Annotated in this window: 11 protein-coding genes; 3 read left to right on the forward strand and 8 right to left on the reverse strand. The window is 71.0% G+C overall.

What is annotated here, in order from left to right; genetic code table 11:
• Positions 1–38: 38 nt before the first annotated feature.
• Both ACIOKD_RS03460 and ACIOKD_RS03465 read right to left on the reverse strand, forming a co-directional pair.
• Positions 39–2,219, reverse strand: coding sequence for an IucA/IucC family protein (locus ACIOKD_RS03460; RefSeq protein WP_402077516.1), 2,181 nt, complete (start codon positions 2,217–2,219; stop codon positions 39–41).
• 204 nt (positions 2,220–2,423) lie between these two features.
• The gene (locus ACIOKD_RS03465) at positions 2,424–3,911 is read right to left on the reverse strand and encodes a diaminobutyrate--2-oxoglutarate transaminase family protein (RefSeq protein ID WP_402077701.1); all 1,488 of its coding nucleotides are present in this window, start codon (positions 3,909–3,911) and stop codon (positions 2,424–2,426) included.
• 455 nt (positions 3,912–4,366) lie between these two features.
• Here ACIOKD_RS03465 and ACIOKD_RS03470 point away from each other — a divergent pair, with 455 nt between their 5' ends.
• Together ACIOKD_RS03470 and ACIOKD_RS03475 are read left to right on the forward strand one after the other, a co-directional pair.
• Positions 4,367–5,596, forward strand: coding sequence for a trypsin-like serine peptidase (locus ACIOKD_RS03470; RefSeq protein ID WP_402077519.1), 1,230 nt, complete (start codon positions 4,367–4,369; stop codon positions 5,594–5,596).
• Between the two features lie 292 nt (positions 5,597–5,888).
• Positions 5,889–7,103, forward strand: a complete 1,215-nt coding sequence (locus ACIOKD_RS03475) for a trypsin-like serine peptidase (protein ID WP_402077521.1) — start codon at positions 5,889–5,891, stop codon at positions 7,101–7,103.
• Between the two features lie 197 nt (positions 7,104–7,300).
• Here ACIOKD_RS03475 and hflX read toward each other — a convergent pair whose 3' ends face one another.
• The 6 genes from hflX to miaA all read right to left on the reverse strand — a co-directional run bounded on the left by hflX (position 7,301) and on the right by miaA (position 15,672).
• A complete protein-coding gene (gene hflX, locus ACIOKD_RS03480; protein WP_402077524.1) occupies positions 7,301–8,794 on the reverse strand; it encodes a GTPase HflX in 1,494 nt (497 codons plus the stop codon).
• Between the two features lie 223 nt (positions 8,795–9,017).
• Positions 9,018–10,559 carry a M1 family metallopeptidase gene (locus ACIOKD_RS03485; protein ID WP_402077527.1) on the reverse strand — a complete coding sequence of 514 codons (1,542 nt, stop codon included), beginning with the start codon at positions 10,557–10,559 and terminating at the stop codon, positions 9,018–9,020.
• 222 nt (positions 10,560–10,781) lie between these two features.
• Positions 10,782–12,932, reverse strand: a complete 2,151-nt coding sequence (locus ACIOKD_RS03490; RefSeq protein ID WP_402077530.1) for a RelA/SpoT family protein — start codon at positions 12,930–12,932, stop codon at positions 10,782–10,784.
• A 169-nt stretch (positions 12,933–13,101) separates the two neighbouring features.
• On the reverse strand, positions 13,102–13,971 hold the full coding sequence (gene dapF / locus ACIOKD_RS03495; RefSeq protein ID WP_402077533.1) for a diaminopimelate epimerase: 870 nt from the start codon (positions 13,969–13,971) through the stop codon (positions 13,102–13,104).
• 132 nt (positions 13,972–14,103) lie between these two features.
• Positions 14,104–14,625 (reverse strand): hypothetical protein, encoded by a 522-nt coding sequence (locus ACIOKD_RS03500; RefSeq protein WP_402077704.1) that lies wholly within the window; start codon positions 14,623–14,625, stop codon positions 14,104–14,106.
• 108 nt (positions 14,626–14,733) lie between these two features.
• Positions 14,734–15,672 (reverse strand): tRNA (adenosine(37)-N6)-dimethylallyltransferase MiaA, encoded by a 939-nt coding sequence (gene miaA / locus ACIOKD_RS03505; RefSeq protein ID WP_107021586.1) that lies wholly within the window; start codon positions 15,670–15,672, stop codon positions 14,734–14,736.
• Positions 15,673–15,855: 183 nt separating this feature from the next.
• On the opposite strand from miaA, the gene ACIOKD_RS03510 reads away from it, so the two are divergent.
• The gene (locus ACIOKD_RS03510) at positions 15,856–16,362 is read left to right on the forward strand and encodes a hypothetical protein (protein WP_402077536.1); all 507 of its coding nucleotides are present in this window, start codon (positions 15,856–15,858) and stop codon (positions 16,360–16,362) included.
• Positions 16,363–16,870 lie beyond the last annotated feature (508 nt).

Consider the following 16,870-nt stretch of genomic DNA (forward strand, 5'->3'; position numbering starts at 1 on the left):
GCGACGCTCCTCTCAGGAGACGGAGTGGGTCATGGTCCTCAGGAATGAAGGGGGTTGGCGATGGTGACGTAGACGGACTGGGTGTCGACCGGACCGACGAGTTCGTCGAGACCGTGCAGCCGGGTCAGCAGGTTGGCCTTGCAGCGCAGGACGGGAGAGTCGAGCAGAAGGGCGGGCAGGGTTGTTCGCCGCAGGCGGGCCGGGCCGGACGCGACATCGGTGAGGAAGCGGCGGAAGGCGGCCAGCAACAGGCGTTCGTCAGCGAGGCGTTGGGAGCCGAAGGCGCCGATGAGGCCGAGCACGTTGTTGATGGCGAGGTAGTAGGCGAACCGTTCGTCGGTGACCGCGTCGGAGACGAAGGTGTCGCTGTGCTCGCCGATGCCGGGCAGTCGTTCGTTCAGTTCCGCGCGCCGGGACTCGCGGAAGTAGTAGCCCTGGTTGTCGCGGTAGCGGCCGCCCCTGGGCCAGCCTTCCGGGTCCAGCAGGAGCAAGGTGTTCTGCTGATGTGCCTCCAGCGCGATGCCGGCCTCACTGTCCAGCCAGAGGACGGGGCGGACGACGTGTTCGAGGTAGCGCAGGAACCACTCCGCGGCGACGGCTCCACGCGGCCGGCCCGTGCGGCCGGCGAGCCGGGTGACGATCTCGGTGAGCCGGGACCGGGCCACGGACCGGGTCGGCTCGGGGTGCCGCTGCCCGGTGGACATGCTCCCGAGCCTCGGCGAGACGAGCCCGGCGATGCAGGAGACATCGTCGGTCGGCGTGAACGGGTTGTGACGGATCATCACGTCGAGGCCGGTCACCGGGGTGCCGTCGGTCTCGTTCACCGCGAGCCACGCGGGATCGCGCACGATGTCGAAGCCCGGGTGGGTCGCCTGCCACTGGTCGGCGAGGCCGGCGCGCAGCAGTCGGTGGACCTCGACCCCCCGGTGGAATTCCTTGCGGAGGTTCTCTCGGCGGGAGTTGGTGATGCGCAGGCCAAGCGACAGCTTCAGCATCGCGGGGGCACCGGAGCGGTAGAGGGTGCGGACGGAGGAGGTGGGGTGCCACGGGGAGCCGTGGGGGCCGAGGTCCCGGAGGAGTCCGGCGGTGAGCAGTCTCCCGGTCTCCGAGCGCCGGTGGACTTCACGAAGCTGCCAGGGGTGCATCGGCAGCGCGGCGTAGCTCTCGGGCAGTTGCAGTCCGGCACCGGCGAGCCGGGAGGTGAGCTGTTCCGCGGGTACGGGCCGGCCTCGCTCCGTCCACGCCGAGCCGGTGGCGAGCACGGAGGGAGCGACGGCCATCCAGTGCAGCGCGAAGGAGCCGCGCAACTCCGGCGAGTAGAGCCGGTTCTCGGCGACGGAGAGCCCTTCGCGGCTCTTCGGTGTGGGGTGTAGCGGGTGGCCCAGCAGCAGTGACTGTTCGGCGGAGAGGAAGAGGTCGGAGCCGTCGGCGGGGTTCTCCCTGCGGTCCCTGATGAACACGACGGTCCGTCGCAGTGAGTCCGCGACCCGGCCGACCAGGTCACCGTCGTCGACCGAGGCCCGGAACCCGGTGGCCGCGGCGGAGGCGACGTAGGCGCTCGCTGCGGCGGTGGTCGCACCCGGAGCAGTGGGGGTCGTCGCTTCGGCGGACGCGTGCGCGGAGGCGGAAGCGGAAGCGGACTCGACGGACGCTGTCGGCGCCCCGTACGCCGGAGTTCCGTGCGTAGGAGCCCCGTGCGTAGGAGTTCCGTGCGTAGGAGTTCCGTGCGTAGGAGTTCCGTGCGTAGGGATCTCGTGTGTCGGGATCTCGTGTGTCGGGATCCCGTGCGTAGGGATCTCGCGCCCCAGCAGGGCCGCGAGTGTGACGGCGTCGGTGGGAGGGGCCTGGTCCGGGGCGCTGGCGAGGTGAGGAGGGCCCAGCCGGTGCCACCCCGTGAGGGACCAGTACTGGACCGGGACGACGAGGGCCGTACCACTGGCCGGAAGGGGGATGCGCAGGGTGCCGTCGGCAGGTGCGGGGAGGTCGTGCTCGCGTACCCAGCAGCGCAGCAGGTTCTCCACCGCCGCGGCCTGGGCGGCGGTGTGCGGGTCGGGGTGTTCCAGCAGATCGGTGGTGGCACCGTACAGTCCTTCGGACTTTCTGGCCCCTCCCTTCTGCCGGGGGACCGATTCGGCCCCCGGCCCGAGCGGGGCCTGCGGGCGGCAGGCTGCTCGCTCGTGGGGCTGGGGGCGTCCGTCGGATGCGGGCGTGGCGTTCAAAAGGGTTCCTTGGGGGTGGTTCAGGCTCGTACGGCGACGAGCCGGGGCTGTTCCGGCATAGGTGACACCTGTGCGTTTCCTGGTCGGGGCGGGGAGATGGAGGGTCCGCCGGGTAGTCCTGACAGTTGTCGACGCCGTTGTCGACGCCGTTGTCAGCGGGGAGGCACCCGCTCCCGGTCCCGGATCCCCCACAGGTCGACCGCCCTACCCTGCGTGTTCGGTCTGTTCGGTCTGTTCGGTCTGCTCGGTGCGGTCGGTGCGGTCGGCCGGCAGCTTTCGGGCGCCCGCGCCACCTCGGCCGGTGGGTGTCTTCGCCACCTCGGCCACCGCGTCAGCGAGCCGGTCCAGTACCGCGGTCGCCTGCTCGTCGGTGATCGTCAGTGGTGGTAGCAGGCGCACCACGCCGGCGTGCCGGCCGCCCAGTTCCACGATCAGTCCGCGTCGCAGGCACTCCTGCTGGACGGCAGCCGCCAGCTCGGGCGCGGCGGGGGGAGGCCCTCCTGGGGTCGCGGACGGCTTCTCGGGGTCCACCAACTCGACGCCGATCATCAGTCCTCGGCCACGCACCTCTCCGACGCAGGCGAAGTCGGACTCCAGAGCGCGGAGTCGGCCGATCATGCGGTCGCCCAGTGCGGCGGCGCGCTCGGCGAGCCCGTTCTCGCGGACGTACGCGAGGGTCGCGGCGCCCGCCGCCATGGCGAGTTGGTTGCCGCGGAACGTGCCGGCGTGGGCGCCCGGTTCCCATACGTCGAGGTCGTCGCGGTAGACGACGACGGCCAGCGGCAGGCTGCCGCCGATGGCCTTGGACAGGACCATCACGTCGGGTGTCACACCGCTGTGCTCGACCGCCCAGAAGGTGCCGGTCCGGCCGACCCCCGTCTGCACCTCGTCGGCGATCAGTGGAATGGAGCGCGTCGCGGTGATCTCCCGTATCCGCCGCATCCAGTCGTCGCGGGCCGGGATCACTCCGCCCTCGCCCTGCACCGGTTCGAGGATCATGCCCGCGGGGCTCGTCACCCCGGATTTGGCGTCGTCGAGGAGGGACTGCGTCCAACGGGCGGCGAGTGCGGCCCCGTGCTCGCCTCCGACGCCGAACGGGCAGCGGTAGTTCTGCGGATAGGGCAGGCGCGTGACCCGTACGTCGGGGGCGCCTCCGGATGCCGCGAGCGCCCCTTCGGTCATCCCGTGATAGGCGCCGGTGAAGGCGAGGATGCCGCTGCGTCCGGTCGCGGTGCGTACCAGTTTCAGCGCCGCCTCCACGGCGTCCGTGCCCGCGGGGCCGCAGAACTGCACACGCGCGCGGTCGGCGAGACCGGGCGGCAGCGTACGGAACAGCTCGGTGGTGAAGGCGTCCTTGACGGGTGTGGCCAGGTCCAGGACGTGCAGGGGGGCTCCCGAGTCGAGGACCTTCCGGATGGCCTCCAGGACGACCGGGTGGTTGTGGCCGAGGGCCAGCGTGCCCGCGCCCGAGAGGCAGTCGAGGTAGCGGCTCCCGTCGGCGCCCTCGATGGTCAGCCCGCGCGCCCGCACGGGGACGATCGGCAGGGCGCGCGCGTAGGTGCGCGCCGCCGACTCGCGCGCCGACTGCCGTCGCAGGATGCCCTCTTGCGCCGCGCGCGCCGTCGCGTTCTCATGCACCGTGCGTAAGGTCGCGGTTTCGTGCGCCGTGCGCGCCGTCGCTTTCCCCTGCATCGCGCGCGCCCCCGCCGCTTCCTGTGTCGCGGGCGCCGCCTCGGGTGCGGACTCCGTCACAGTCACGTCTGTCGTCCTCCCGCTGTTCACGCCGTACGCCGTACGCCGTACGCCGTACGCCGTCCACGCTGGTTGCGCCACGTTGTCCAGGGGCGAGTTGCCGGTCCACCCGATGGGAGGCGTCAGGGGGATGAACGCGGCCGGAACGTCCCCCGTACGTACCAACGACGAGGACCGCGCAGGGCAACGGCGGACCTGAGATCCCTGCCGTGACGGAACCGTTGCGGGTCCGTCGGAAGTCCCCCACAGCAACGGCATAGTCTGTGGTGCCGTTCGGCGATCCTCGCTGATCAGCACCCACGGTCCACGTCGGGTACGCACGGGTCCCCGGATCCGTACGAAGTTCCGCGTGGCGGCACAGAGTTGTTCGTTCACCTCCAGGGGGAGTCCACACCATGCGACCGATACGCCCGCTCTTCGCCGCCCGTCGAGGGAAGAGCCCGCGCCGCAGAATCTCCCCCGTGCTGGCCGCGGTGGGCCTGGCCACCGCGCTGGCTCTGACCACCACCGCCTGCGGCTCGGGCGAGGAAGCCGACGCGGCTGCCGAGACGTCCGCCGCCGCGGCCGGTGACGGCAAGATCGAGATCCCGGACGACATCAAGGACAGACTCAAAGAGCACGGCGTCGACATCGACAAGTGGAAGGGCGGCGCCTGGAAGAACTGGGACAGGGACGACTGGCTGCGCGAGGCCGGCGACTACATCAACCCGATCATCGCGGACCTATGGGACCCGGACCGTATGCGCGAGGCCGAGGACCCGGACCAGGGCAAGGGTGTCGACGAGAACGACCTCTCGGGTGACCAGGGCGTGACCGACCCCGAGCCGGCTCCCGTGGAGGCCAAGGCCGTTCCGGCGGGCTACCACGAGAACGCGCCCGAGGCGGGCAAGGTGTTCTTCGACTCCCCCGAGGGCACGATGGTCTGCTCGGCGACCGTGGTCGAGGACCCGGCCCACCCGGGCAAGTCCAACCTCGTGTGGACCGCCGGCCACTGTGTGCACGCGGGCAAGAAGGGCGGCTGGTACCGCAACATCGCCTTCGTGCCCTCGTACAACGACAGCGCCATGTCGGCGGCCGAGAACGCTGGTGCCACCAAGGAGCAGGTCGCTCCGTACGGCGTCTGGTGGGGCAACTGGGCGCAGACCTCGGACCAGTGGATCGAGCAGGGCGGCCCGACGGGCGGCGAGGGCGCCTCGTACGACTTCGCCGTTATTCATGTGACGCCGGAGAAGGGGGGCGACGGCAAGTCCCTGGAGGAGACCGTCGGTTCGGCGCTCCCGGTCGACTTCGACGCTCCGGCCGTGTCCGAGGTCGGGGACATCACCGCGACCGGTTACCCGGCGGCGAAGCCGTTCGACGGGGAGACCATGTACCAGTGCACGGACAAGCCGGGCCGGCTCTCGCTCGTCAGATCCAACCCGACGATGTACCGCATCGGTTGCACCATGACCGGTGGTTCCTCGGGCGGTGGCTGGGTCGCGACGGGCTCGGACGGCGAGCCCGCGCTGGTCTCCAACACCTCGATCGGCCCGGTGACCGCGGGCTGGCTGGCGGGTCCGCACCTGGGCACGGAGGCCAAGGGGATCTACGACGCGGTGAGCAAGAAGTACGCGGCACAGCGGTAGCGGCACGGGGACGGACGGCGGCAGGGTGGGCCTCACGGAATCATTCACCGGCCGGCCGCCGTTCGCCCTCGACTCCCGGGCACAGTCAGGTTGTCGCGGTGGCACGGGCTCCGCGGAGGGGCTTACCGGCGTTCTCCGCGCCCGACCCGCAGGTGCCTGAACCGCAGTGCCCGACCCGCAGGTGCCCGACCTACAGGTGCCTGACCTACAGGTGCCCAACCTGTATGTGCCCGACCCGTATGTGCCCGACCCGCAGGTCAGAAATACACGTTCTATCGGGGGTAACCACACCATGCGTTCCACACGTCCGTCCTTCGCGGGTAGTCGTGGGCGGGGCCGCTTCCTCGCCGCCGCCGGACTCGCCGCGGCCCTGGCCCTCACCGGCACCGCCTGCGACTCGGGGGACGACAAGGCCGCCGACAAACCGGCCGCCACGGGTTCCGAGTCCTCCGGTTCCGAGTCCTCCGGTTCCGACAAGATCGAAATTCCGGCCGACATCGCCGACAGGCTCAAGGAGCACGGCATCGATGTCGACGACTGGAAGGACGGCGAGTGGAAGAACTGGGACAAGGACAAGTGGCTCACTGAAGCCCAGGACTTCGTCAATCCGGTGATCGAGGGACTCTGGAAGCCCGAGCGGATGACATCCGCCGAGGACCCGCAGAAGACGGTCTCCACGAAGGACGCGGCGGCCGGGCAGGGCGTCAGCGACCCGGCGCCCGCCCCGGTCACGGCGGAGCGCGAGGAGACCCCGTACCACGAGAACGCCGCGCCGGTCGGGAAGGTCTTCTTCGACTCCCCCGAGGGCTCGATGGTCTGCTCCGGGACGGTCGTCACGGATCCGCGCAATCCCGGTAGATCCAACCTCGTCTGGACCGCGGGTCACTGTGTGCACGCCGGCGGTGGCGGTGGCTGGTACCGCAACATCGCCTTCGTGCCCGCCTACAACGACCTCGGCAAGTCCGAGGCCGAACTGGGCAACGCCACGCAGGAGGAGATCGCCCCGTACGGCCAGTTCTGGGCCGACTGGGCCTCGACCTCCGACGAGTGGATCGCGGGCGGGTCGGAGTCGGGCGGCGCGGGTGCCCCGTACGACTACGCGGTGCTGCACGTGAAGCCGGAGGCCGGCGACAAGTCCCTTGAGGAGACGGTCGGCAACGCGTTGGACGTGGACTTCTCCACGCCCGCCGCCACGAACGCGGGCACGATGGGAGCCTGGGGCTACCCGGCGGCGGCACCCTTCGACGGCCTGATCATGCACAAGTGCGTCGACCGGCCGGGCCGGCTCTCGCTCAGCCCGGGGCTGCCGACCATGTACCGCATCGGGTGCACGATGACCGGTGGTTCGTCCGGCGGCGGCTGGTTCCGCGCGGTCGACGGCAAGACCGTGCTCGTCTCGAACACGTCGATCGGCCCGACCGACAGCATCTGGCTGGCCGGTCCCCAACTGGGCAAGGGCGCCAAGGCCATCTACGACAACATGAGCGAGGAGTACGGCGCCAAGTAGCGCAGCGCCGTACACACCCACGCGCGGTACGCAGTACGCCGTACGCACACCGAAGGCCCGCCCCCTACCGGGGGACGGGCCTTCGCTGCGGTTGCCGGTTGCGTACGTGCCGTTGCGTACGTGCCGTTGTGTACGTGCGGTTGCGTACGTGCCGTTGCGTACGTGCGGTGCGCTTACCTGGGGTGCGGTCGCGTGGTTCAGGCTGCCGGAGCCGGAATGTACGGAGCCAGCTCCGCCGCCAGTTCCTCGTGCACCCGCACCTTCATCAGGGTGCCCTCCGGGGTGTGCTCCTCGGAGAGGACTTCGCCGTCGGCGTGGGCCCGCGCCACCAGCCGGCCGAGCGTGTAAGGCACGAGGGCCTCCAGCTCGACCGAGGGGTGCGGCAGTTCGACGTCGATGAGCGCGAGCAGCTCCGCGATGCCCTGGCCGGTACGGGCCGAGACCGCGATGGAGCGCTTTTCGTTCCGCATCAGCCGCTGGAGCACCAGCGGGTCGGCCGCGTCCGCCTTGTTGATCACCACGATCTCGGGCACCTTGGTGGCACCCACGTCACGGACGACCTCACGCACGGCGGCCAGCTGCTCCTCCGGCGCCGGATGCGAACCGTCCACCACGTGCAGGATCAGGTCGGAGTCCCCGACCTCCTCCATCGTGGAGCGGAACGCCTCGACGAGGTGGTGCGGCAGATGCCGTACGAAGCCGACGGTGTCCGCCAGCGTGTACAGCCGCCCGCTCGGGGTCTCGGCCCGGCGCACGGTCGGGTCGAGGGTCGCGAACAGCGAGTTCTCGACGAGTACGCCCGCGCCCGTGAGGCGGTTGAGCAGCGAGGACTTGCCCGCGTTGGTGTAGCCGGCGATCGCGACCGAGGGCACCTTGTTCCGGCGGCGCTCCTGGCGCTTGATGTCGCGGCCGGTCTTCATGTCCGCGATCTCCCGGCGCATCTTCGCCATCTTCTCGCGGATACGGCGCCGGTCCGTCTCGATCTTGGTCTCACCGGGACCACGGGTGGCGAGGCCACCGCCCGAGCCGCCGCCCATCTGACGGGACAGCGACTGACCCCAGCCGCGGAGCCTCGGCAGCATGTACTGCATCTGCGCGAGTGCGACCTGCGCCTTGCCCTCCCGGGACTTGGCGTGCTGGGCGAAGATGTCGAGGATCAGGGCCGTCCGGTCGATGACCTTGACCTTGACGACGTCTTCGAGGTGGATGAGCTGGCCCGGCGACAACTCACCGTCGCAGATGACCGTGTCCGCGCCGGTTTCGAGCACGACGTCCCGCAGCTCGTTGGCCTTGCCGGAACCGATGTACGTGGCCGCGTCGGGCTTGTCCCGGCGCTGGATGACACCGTCGAGCACGAGCGCTCCCGCGGTCTCCGCGAGGGCGGCCAGCTCGGCCAGTGAGTTGTCCGCGTCGGTCGCGGTCCCCGAGGTCCACACACCGACGAGTACCACGCGCTCCAGACGGAGCTGTCGGTACTCGACCTCGGTGACGTCCTCAAGCTCGGTCGAGAGGCCCGCGACACGGCGCAGGGCCGCACGCTCGGAGCGGTCGAACTGGTCGCCGTCCCGCTCTCCGTCGATCTCGTGGCTCCAGGCGACGTCCTCTTCCATCAGGGCATCGGCCCGAAGACCGTCGGGGTGGTTCTGCGCGAGGCTCTGTGTGTCCTGGGAAGGGGAAGAAGAGGAGGTCATTGGGTCCTTACGTCGATGGGGATACGGGTGACGGACTCCTCGCCCGTCACTCACCTCAACGCCCGGGACCGCCGGGAGATTCCCGCCGGGCCGCAGGGCCGTGCCGCCGACCCGAAGTGCCGTCGACGTGAAGATGTTCGCACGGCACGCCCCGTCTCGTCACTCGAATTCCCGGGGTTACGGGGCACACCCTTCGGGCATTACCGGGCGCGCCCCGCGGGGTTCACCCGGCGCGTTTCGCGGCCTTCTCCTCGGGCCCCGCGCTCTTCCAGTCGGGGTGTCCCGGCATGGGCGGGGTCTTCTCCGCGTAGAGCCACGCCTTGAAGAAGCCGCTCAGATCGCGGCCCGCGATGCCCGTGGCCAGGCGCTCGAAGTCCGCCGTGTCGGCGACACCGTCGTGGTGGGTGCTCACCCAGGCGCGCTCCAGCCGCTCGAAGGCGGGGCGGCCGATCTCTTCGCGCAGCGCGTACAGGACGAGGGCGCTGCCGTCGTAGACGTTCGGGCGGAAGATGCTGAGCTTCCGGCCGGGCTCGGCCTCCTTCGGCGTGGCGGGCGGTCCGCCGGCGCTTCGCCAGGTGTCGGACGACCGGTAGGCGGCCTTCATCCGGGCCTCCATGGGCTTGTCGGCCTTCTCCTCGGCGAAGAGTGCCTCGTACCACGTGGCGTGTCCTTCGCTGAGCCACAGGTCGGACCAGGTGCGCGGGGAGACGCTGTCGCCGAACCACTGGTGGGCCAGTTCATGCACCATGATCGACTCGACGTACCACTTCGGGTACTCGGTCCGGGCGAAGAGGTCCCTCTCGAAGAGGGAGAGCGTCTGTGTCTCCAGTTCGAATCCGGTACGCGCCTCGGCGACGAGCAGCCCGTACGTCTCGAAGGGGTAGTCGCCGACCTTCTCCTGCATCCAGGCGATCTGGTCGGGGGTTTTCCTGAGCCACGGCTCCAGCAGCTTGCGGTCCTTCGTGGGCACCACGTCGCGTACGGGCAGACCGCCGGGGCCGTTTCGGCGCACCACGGAGGAGCGGCCGATGGACACCTGGGCCAGCTCGGTGGCCATGGGGTGTTCGGTGCGGTAGGTCCAGGTGGTGCCGGCGGCACGGCGGGTCGCCCCTACGGGGAGGCCGTTGGCGACGGCCGTGTAACCGTCGGGGGCGGTGACCCGGATGGTGAACATCGCCTTGTCCGACGGGTGGTCGTTGCCGGGGAAGACGCGGTGTCCGGCGTCGGCCTGGTTGGCCATCGCGAGCCCGTCCTCGGTCCGCACCCAGCCGCTCTGCTGGTCCTCCGTGGAGACCGGGTTGCTGTCATGGTGCACGGTGACACGCATCGGGATGCCGGGCGGCAGCGCTTCGGCGGGCGTGACGACCAGGTCCTCGCCGGCGCCGCGGAACTCCGCGGGCTCGCCGTCGACGTCGACGGATCGCACTGTCCCGTGCGAGTAGTCAAGATTGAACTGTTCCAGCCACTCCGTAGTGCGGGCCTCGATGACGGTGACAGCCGGCAGCGCTTTGGTGTTGCTGCCGGAATAGGTGAAGGCCAGGTCGTACGCCGTGACGTCGTACCCGGGGTTGCCCAGGTAGGGGAAGAGACGGTCGCCGATACCGAGCGGTGACGGTGCGGGGGCGCTCGCGGCGATGAGGCAGACGGATGCGGCGGAGGCGAGTAGCGCGGTCCTGAGCCGTGGCTGTCGTCGCCGGCGTCGCTGTCGAGGGGCCGTGGGGGCCGTCGTCCCGGCGGTGTGGGGGGTTGTGCGGGTGCGCAGCATGCGTCACGGCTATCAGCGCGGGGACGCTTGGCGGTGACGGCTCGCGTCGGGGCCACCCGAACGGGTGCCTCCGCGGCGTGATCCGTTGTCGGGCGCAGGTACGGGTGCGGGTGCGGGTGCGGGCGCAGGTACGGGTGCGGGTGCGTTGTGGCTGGTCGCGCCGTTCCCGGCGCCCCAAAGACGAGAGACGGGAGACGGGAGACGAAGGACTGTGACGGGTCTCTACGTGGTCGTCGACTGGTGGTGGGCTCGGCTTACGTCGAAGACGCCCGGGACGTTGCGCATCGCGCGCATGAGGGCGGGGAGGTGCGCGGCGTCCGGGAGCTGGAGTGTGTACGTATGGCGTACACGCTGCTGGCTGGGCGGTTCGACTGTCGCCGAGACGATGGCTACGCCTTCCAGGGCGATCGCCTCGGTGAGGTCGGCGAGGAGATGGGGCCGCCCGAAGGACTCCGCGAAGAGCGTGACACGGCACTCGCTGCTGTCGCCCCAGCGCACCTCGACCTCCGCGCGCCCCACGCTCTTCATGCGCTCCACCGCGGCGCACTCCACGCGGTGCACGGTCACCACTCCCCCGCGCACGGAGAATCCGGTGATCGCGTCGGGCGGTACGGGCGTACAGCAGCCCGCGAGACGTACGGTCGCGCCGGGCCGGTCGACGACGACGTCCGCGGCGGCCGGGCGGGCGGCGGGCCCGTCCGCGGCCGGGCGGCGGGTCTCGGCGGGAGCTTCGGCCGGCGCGGCGGAGGCCGGGTGCGCGGCCAGCCAGCGCGTGATGGCGATCCGTGCGACGGGGGTGTGCGCGTGCTCCAGCCACTCCCTGGAGGGCTCCGAGGCCGGGTCCTGGCCCATGAGCAGCTGAACGGTGTCTCCGTCGCTCAGAACCGTGCTCAGCCTCGCCAGGCGGCCATTGACGCGTACGCCGATACAGGCGTGCGCGTCCTCGCCGTACTGCTCGTAGGCGGCGTCCACACAGCTGGCGCCCGCGGGCAGTCCGAGTGTGCCTCCGTCGGGCCGGAAGACCGTGATCTCCCGGTCCTGGGCGAGGTCCTCGCGGAGCGTGGACCAGAACGTGTCGGGGTCCGGCGCCGCCTCCTGCCAGTCGAGGAGGCGGGACAGCCAGCCGGGGCGGGTGGGGTCGGCGCGCTCTCCGTCGGCGGGGCGGGAGCCGTCGCCGACGGTCTGCTCCTCCACGGGATCCACGGAATCCACGGGAGAGGCGTAGGGATTGCCGAGCGCGATGACACCCGCCTCGGCGACCTTGTGCATCTGGTGCGTACGGATGAGAACTTCGGCGACCTGACCGTCGGAGCGGGCCACGGCCGTGTGCAGCGACTGGTACAGGTTGAACTTGGGAACGGCGATGAAGTCCTTGAACTCCGAGACCACCGGCGTGAGACAGGTGTGCAGTTCGCCGAGGACCCCGTAACAGTCGGCGTCCTCGTTCACGAGGACCAGCAGCCGACCGAAGTCGGCGCCGCGCAGCTCGCCGCGTTTGCGCGAGACGCGGTGCACGGACACGAAGTGCCGCGGCCGGATGAGGACTTCGGCCTGCAGACCTGACTCGCGCAGGACTCCGCGCACCTCTTCGGCGATCTCGGCGAGAGGATCGTCGGTGCGCGAGGAGTTCTCGACGATGAGTTCGCGGGTGTGGGCGTACTCCTCGGGGCGCAGGATGGCGAAGACCAGGTCCTCAAGCTCGGTCTTGAGTGCCTGGACACCCAGGCGTTCGGCGAGCGGGATGAGGACGTCCTTGGTGACCTTGGCGATGCGTTCCTGCTTCTCGGGCCGCATGACTCCGAGGGTGCGCATGTTGTGCAGCCGGTCGGCGAGTTTGATCGACATCACGCGGACGTCGCTGCCGGTGGCGACGAGCATCTTGCGGAACGTCTCGGGCTCGGCGGCCGCTCCGTAGTCGACCTTTTCCAGCTTCGTCACGCCGTCGACGAGATAGCGGACCTCCTCGCCGAACTCGGCGCGGACCTGATCGAGCGTCACTTCCGTGTCCTCGACGGTGTCGTGGAGCAGGGAGGCGGTCAACGTCGTGGTCTCCGCGCCCAGTTCGGCGAGGATGAGCGTCACGGCGAGCGGGTGCGTGATGTACGGCTCGCCGCTCTTGCGCATCTGGCCGCGGTGCGAGGACTCGGCCAGGACGTAGGCGCGGCGCAGCGGGTCGAGGTCGGCGTCGGGATGGTGGGCCCGGTGGGCCTCGACCACATGGCCGATCGCGTCGGGCAGCCGGTCGCGGCCCGCGGGCCCCAGGAGAGCGGCCCGGCCCAGGCGCCGCAGATCGATCCGGGGGCGGCCCCGCCTGCGCTGTACCGCGGGCGTGATGGGGCCGGGCGTCGCGGGGTTCGTGGCCTCCGCACTCATGGGCACCTCCGGCTGCGTTGACCGGCGGACGGGGCGCCCCATGGCGTACGCGGCTCTGGGGATGGCGTCGTTCCCCCGTCCGGGCCGGTCCTTGATGCTACCGAGCCCACCACGCCCGACTGACCGCCTCTCGCCGAGCGTGAAACGGATCACCCATTCGAGCGAAGGTTCAGGGGGTCGTGTTTTCGAGCCATTCGGCGTCGATCTCACCCTCTGCGACGATCACCGCGGGCCCGGTCATCTCGATCTCGCCGTCGGGGCGCTCGGTGATCACGAGCCGGCCGCCGGGCACATCGACGGTGTAGGTGGCGGCAGTGCCGGTCACCGCGGGGTCGGCGCCGTCCCTGCGCGCCGCGGCCACGGCCACGGCGCACGCGCCCGTGCCGCATGAGCGGGTCTCGCCCGAGCCCCGCTCGTGGACACGGAGAGCAACGTGATGAAGGCCACGGTCGACGACGAACTCGACGTTCACGCCGTCCGGGTACGCGGACAGTGGGCTGAACGGCGGGGGGGCGTACAGATCTCCGGCGTGGTCGAGGTCCTCGACGAAAGCGACGGCGTGGGGGTTGCCCATGTTCACGTTGCGGGCGCGCCAGCTACGGTCGCCGACGGTTACGGTGACGTCGCCCTCGGGGAGGACCGCCTTGCCCATGCCGACGGTGATGTCACCTTCCTTGGCCAGGTGCACGGTCTTCACGCCCGCCCGCGTGGCGACCGCGATGTCACCTTCGGCCACGTGTCCGGCGCGCTGGAGGTAGCGGGCGAACACACGCACTCCGTTGCCGCACATCTCCGCGATCGAACCGTCGCCGTTGCGGTAGTCCATGAACCATTCCGCTTCGGCCGCCATCGAGCGGGCCTCGGGGTGCGCGGCGGACCGTACGACATGCAGCAGGCCGTCCCCTCCGATGCCCGCGCGGCGGTCGCACAGGGCCGCGGCGGTGGCCGGGGGCAGGTCGATGGTGTTCTCGGGATCCGGGACGATCACGAAGTCGTTCTCGGTCCCGTGCCCCTTGAGGAAGGCGATCCGCGTGCTCATTCCTCGATCGTAAGGGGTCGGTACGACAGCCCGGCCTGCCTGCCGGTCACGACAGCCCGGCCGGCCGGCCTGCCGTGACCGGCAGGCGACCGCGCGGGCGCGACGCCGCGCCGCAGGAGTTCCCGGAGCGCCTCAGCGCAGGCGGGCCACGCGCCACACCGCGAGCACCACGACCGCGGCGACGAGCACGGCGTACGCGATCGCGACGCGCCAGTCGGGGCGGCGGCCCGAACCGCGCTGCGGCAGGCCGGGCCACGTGTAACCCACGCGGCGGGCCGCCATCATGCCCCAGCCCGCGGCGCAGGAGCAGATCAGCAGGCCGAGCATGGCGATCATGGCTCCGCTGTCGCCGAAGTCGAAGGCCAGCGGGAAGGCGAACATCAGGGAGCCGAGAGCGGCGAGGCTCACGATGGGAGCGAGCTGCCAGATGCGCATGCGACGCTGCGGACGCAGCTCCACCTCGACCTCGGGCCCCGGGAACATCTCATCGGGTTCGGGACCGTCCTCGGTCACACCACCGATGATCTCGTCGGGGCCGTCCGGGCTCAGCCGGTCCCCGTCGGGGTCCTGCTGGTCCGGCGCGGTGTCGTGCACCCCGTCGGTGACGGTGTCCTGCTCCGCGCCTGGTGCGGTGTCACGAGGGCCGGCCTCCATCGCCACGCGCCCTCCCCACTCGGACTCCACTTGGTCGATCGAAGCTCGATGATGGCACGGCCCCAGAGGCCCGGATGACGGCCGGAGCGTCCCGATGCCAGGACGTGATCAGGCTGTGACCGGTCGTTCGACCAACGCCAACGCGAGCTGCGGAAGTTCCGTGAGATCCGCCGCGGCCCCACTGAGCCAATGCACCCGCGGATCGCGTCTGAACCAGGAATCCTGACGGCGCGCGAAGCGCTTGGTGGCACGTACGGTCTCCGCCCGCGCCTCGTCGTCGGTGCACTCCCCGGAGAGCGCGGTGAGCATCTGCTGGTAGCCGAGCGCGCGCGACGCCGTACGCCCTTCACGCAACCCCTGCGCCTCCAGTGCGCGCACCTCCTCCCCGAGGCCCCCCTCCCACATGCGGTCCACACGGCGGGCGATGCGCTCGTCGAGCTCGGGACGCGCCACGTCGACACCGATCTGCAGGGTGTCGTAGACCGAGTCGTGGCCCGGGAGGTTGGCGGTGAAGGGTCTGCCGGTGATCTCGATGACTTCGAGGGCCCGGACGATACGGCGGCCGTTGCTCGGCAGGATCGCGTGGGCGGCCTCGGGGTCGGCGACGGCCAGCCGGGCGTGCAGGGCGCCGGAGCCCCGCAGAGTGAGCTCCTCCTCCAGGCGGGCCCGTACCTCGGGATCCGTACCGGGGAATTCGAGGTTGTCGACGGCACCTCGGACGTACAGGCCGGAGCCGCCGACGAGGATGGGCCAGCGGTCCTCCGCGAGCAGCGCGTCGATGCGGATGCGCGCGAGCCGCTGGTACTCGGCGACGCTCGCCGTCACCGTCACGTCCCAGATGTCCAGCAGGTGGTGGGGAACACCGCCGCGCTCCTCGGGCGTCAGCTTGGCGGTGCCGATGTCCATCCCCCGGTAGAGCTGCATCGAGTCTGCGTTGACGACCTCACCGCCGAGGCGCTGGGCGAGATGAACGCCGAGATCGGACTTTCCGGCCGCGGTGGGACCCACGACGGCGATGACCCGCGGAACGGGAGCTGCTCTACTCACCGTCACAGTCTCGCAAACCTCGGGCCCACTTCTCGAACGAGCTACGTGACGGTACGGGGTCGGGGTCGTTGCCTGTTGCGAGGTTCCAGCCGCCGGTTTCGCATGCCGGTGACCCCGGGCGACGCAATGGGACGCACCGGGCGACGCGGAATTTCGCCCACACGAGCAGGGTATGGAGACGAAATGGGCGTTTTTGCATGGCTTCTTGGTAAAGAAAGGTCTGAATCCAAAGGGTCCGAGTCCGAAGGGTCCGAGTCCCACGGGTCTGACGCCCCGTCGGCCGCCGAGGCGAGGACGGACGGTCTGAAGGCCGGATCCGAAGCGGAGACGTCGACGGAAACGGGGGCTGAGCCGGTTTCGGAGGGAGCGGCGAAGGGCTCGGCCGACGCCGGGGCCGGGCCGGAGGCCGCGGTCGCCGGGGCCGACGCCGACGCCGACGCCGGTGCCGGTGCCGGTGCCGGTGCCGGGCCGGGCGCCGGGTCCGAGGCCGCCCCTTCGAGCGCGACCCCGATCCCGACCGCGTCCGCGACTTCGACTGCGCGGGCGAGCGCGAGTGCGAGTGCGGCTGGGGGTGCGGCTGCGGAGCCCGCCGAGAGCGGCGAGTCCGCGGCGGAGGCCGTCGAGATCCCCACGCAGCAGTCCGCCGAGCAGGCGGCCGACAGCGAAGTCGGCACGAACGCCCGTCAGTGACGGCGTGACGCCTTCGTCGCCCGCGCAGGTGCCCTCGGCGTCCTGAGCGACCACACTCCGGCGGACGGCCTCGGAGCGATCGCGGCTCCGGGCCGTCCGCCGTGTTCGCACCGGCGCCGGCCCCGCGGGCCGTGCGGGCCCGCCGGGGTCGTTCGTCGGCTGCGGGAGCGCTGTGACCGGTCGCGCAGTTCCCCGCGCCCCTGGGGCGGTGGGGCTCGCGCGTCAAGGGCGCTCGGCGCTGTGGTCGGCCGGGGCGCATGCGTCGCTCTTCGGGCGCCGGTCCGTCGTGACCGGTCGCGGAGTTCCCCGCGCCCCTGGGGCGGTGGGGCTCGCGCGTCAAGGGCGCTCGGCGTTGTGGTCGGCCGGGGCGCATGCGCCGTTCTTCGGGCGCCGGTCCGTCGTGACCGGTCGGGCAGTTCCCCGCGCCCCTGGGGCGGTGGGGCTCGCGCGTCAAGGGCGCTCGGCGCTGTGGTCGGCCGGGGCGCATGCGTCGCTCTTCGGGCGCCGG

Source organism: Streptomyces sp. NPDC087844 (assembly GCF_044742785.1).
GTDB lineage: Bacteria > Actinomycetota > Actinomycetes > Streptomycetales > Streptomycetaceae > Streptomyces.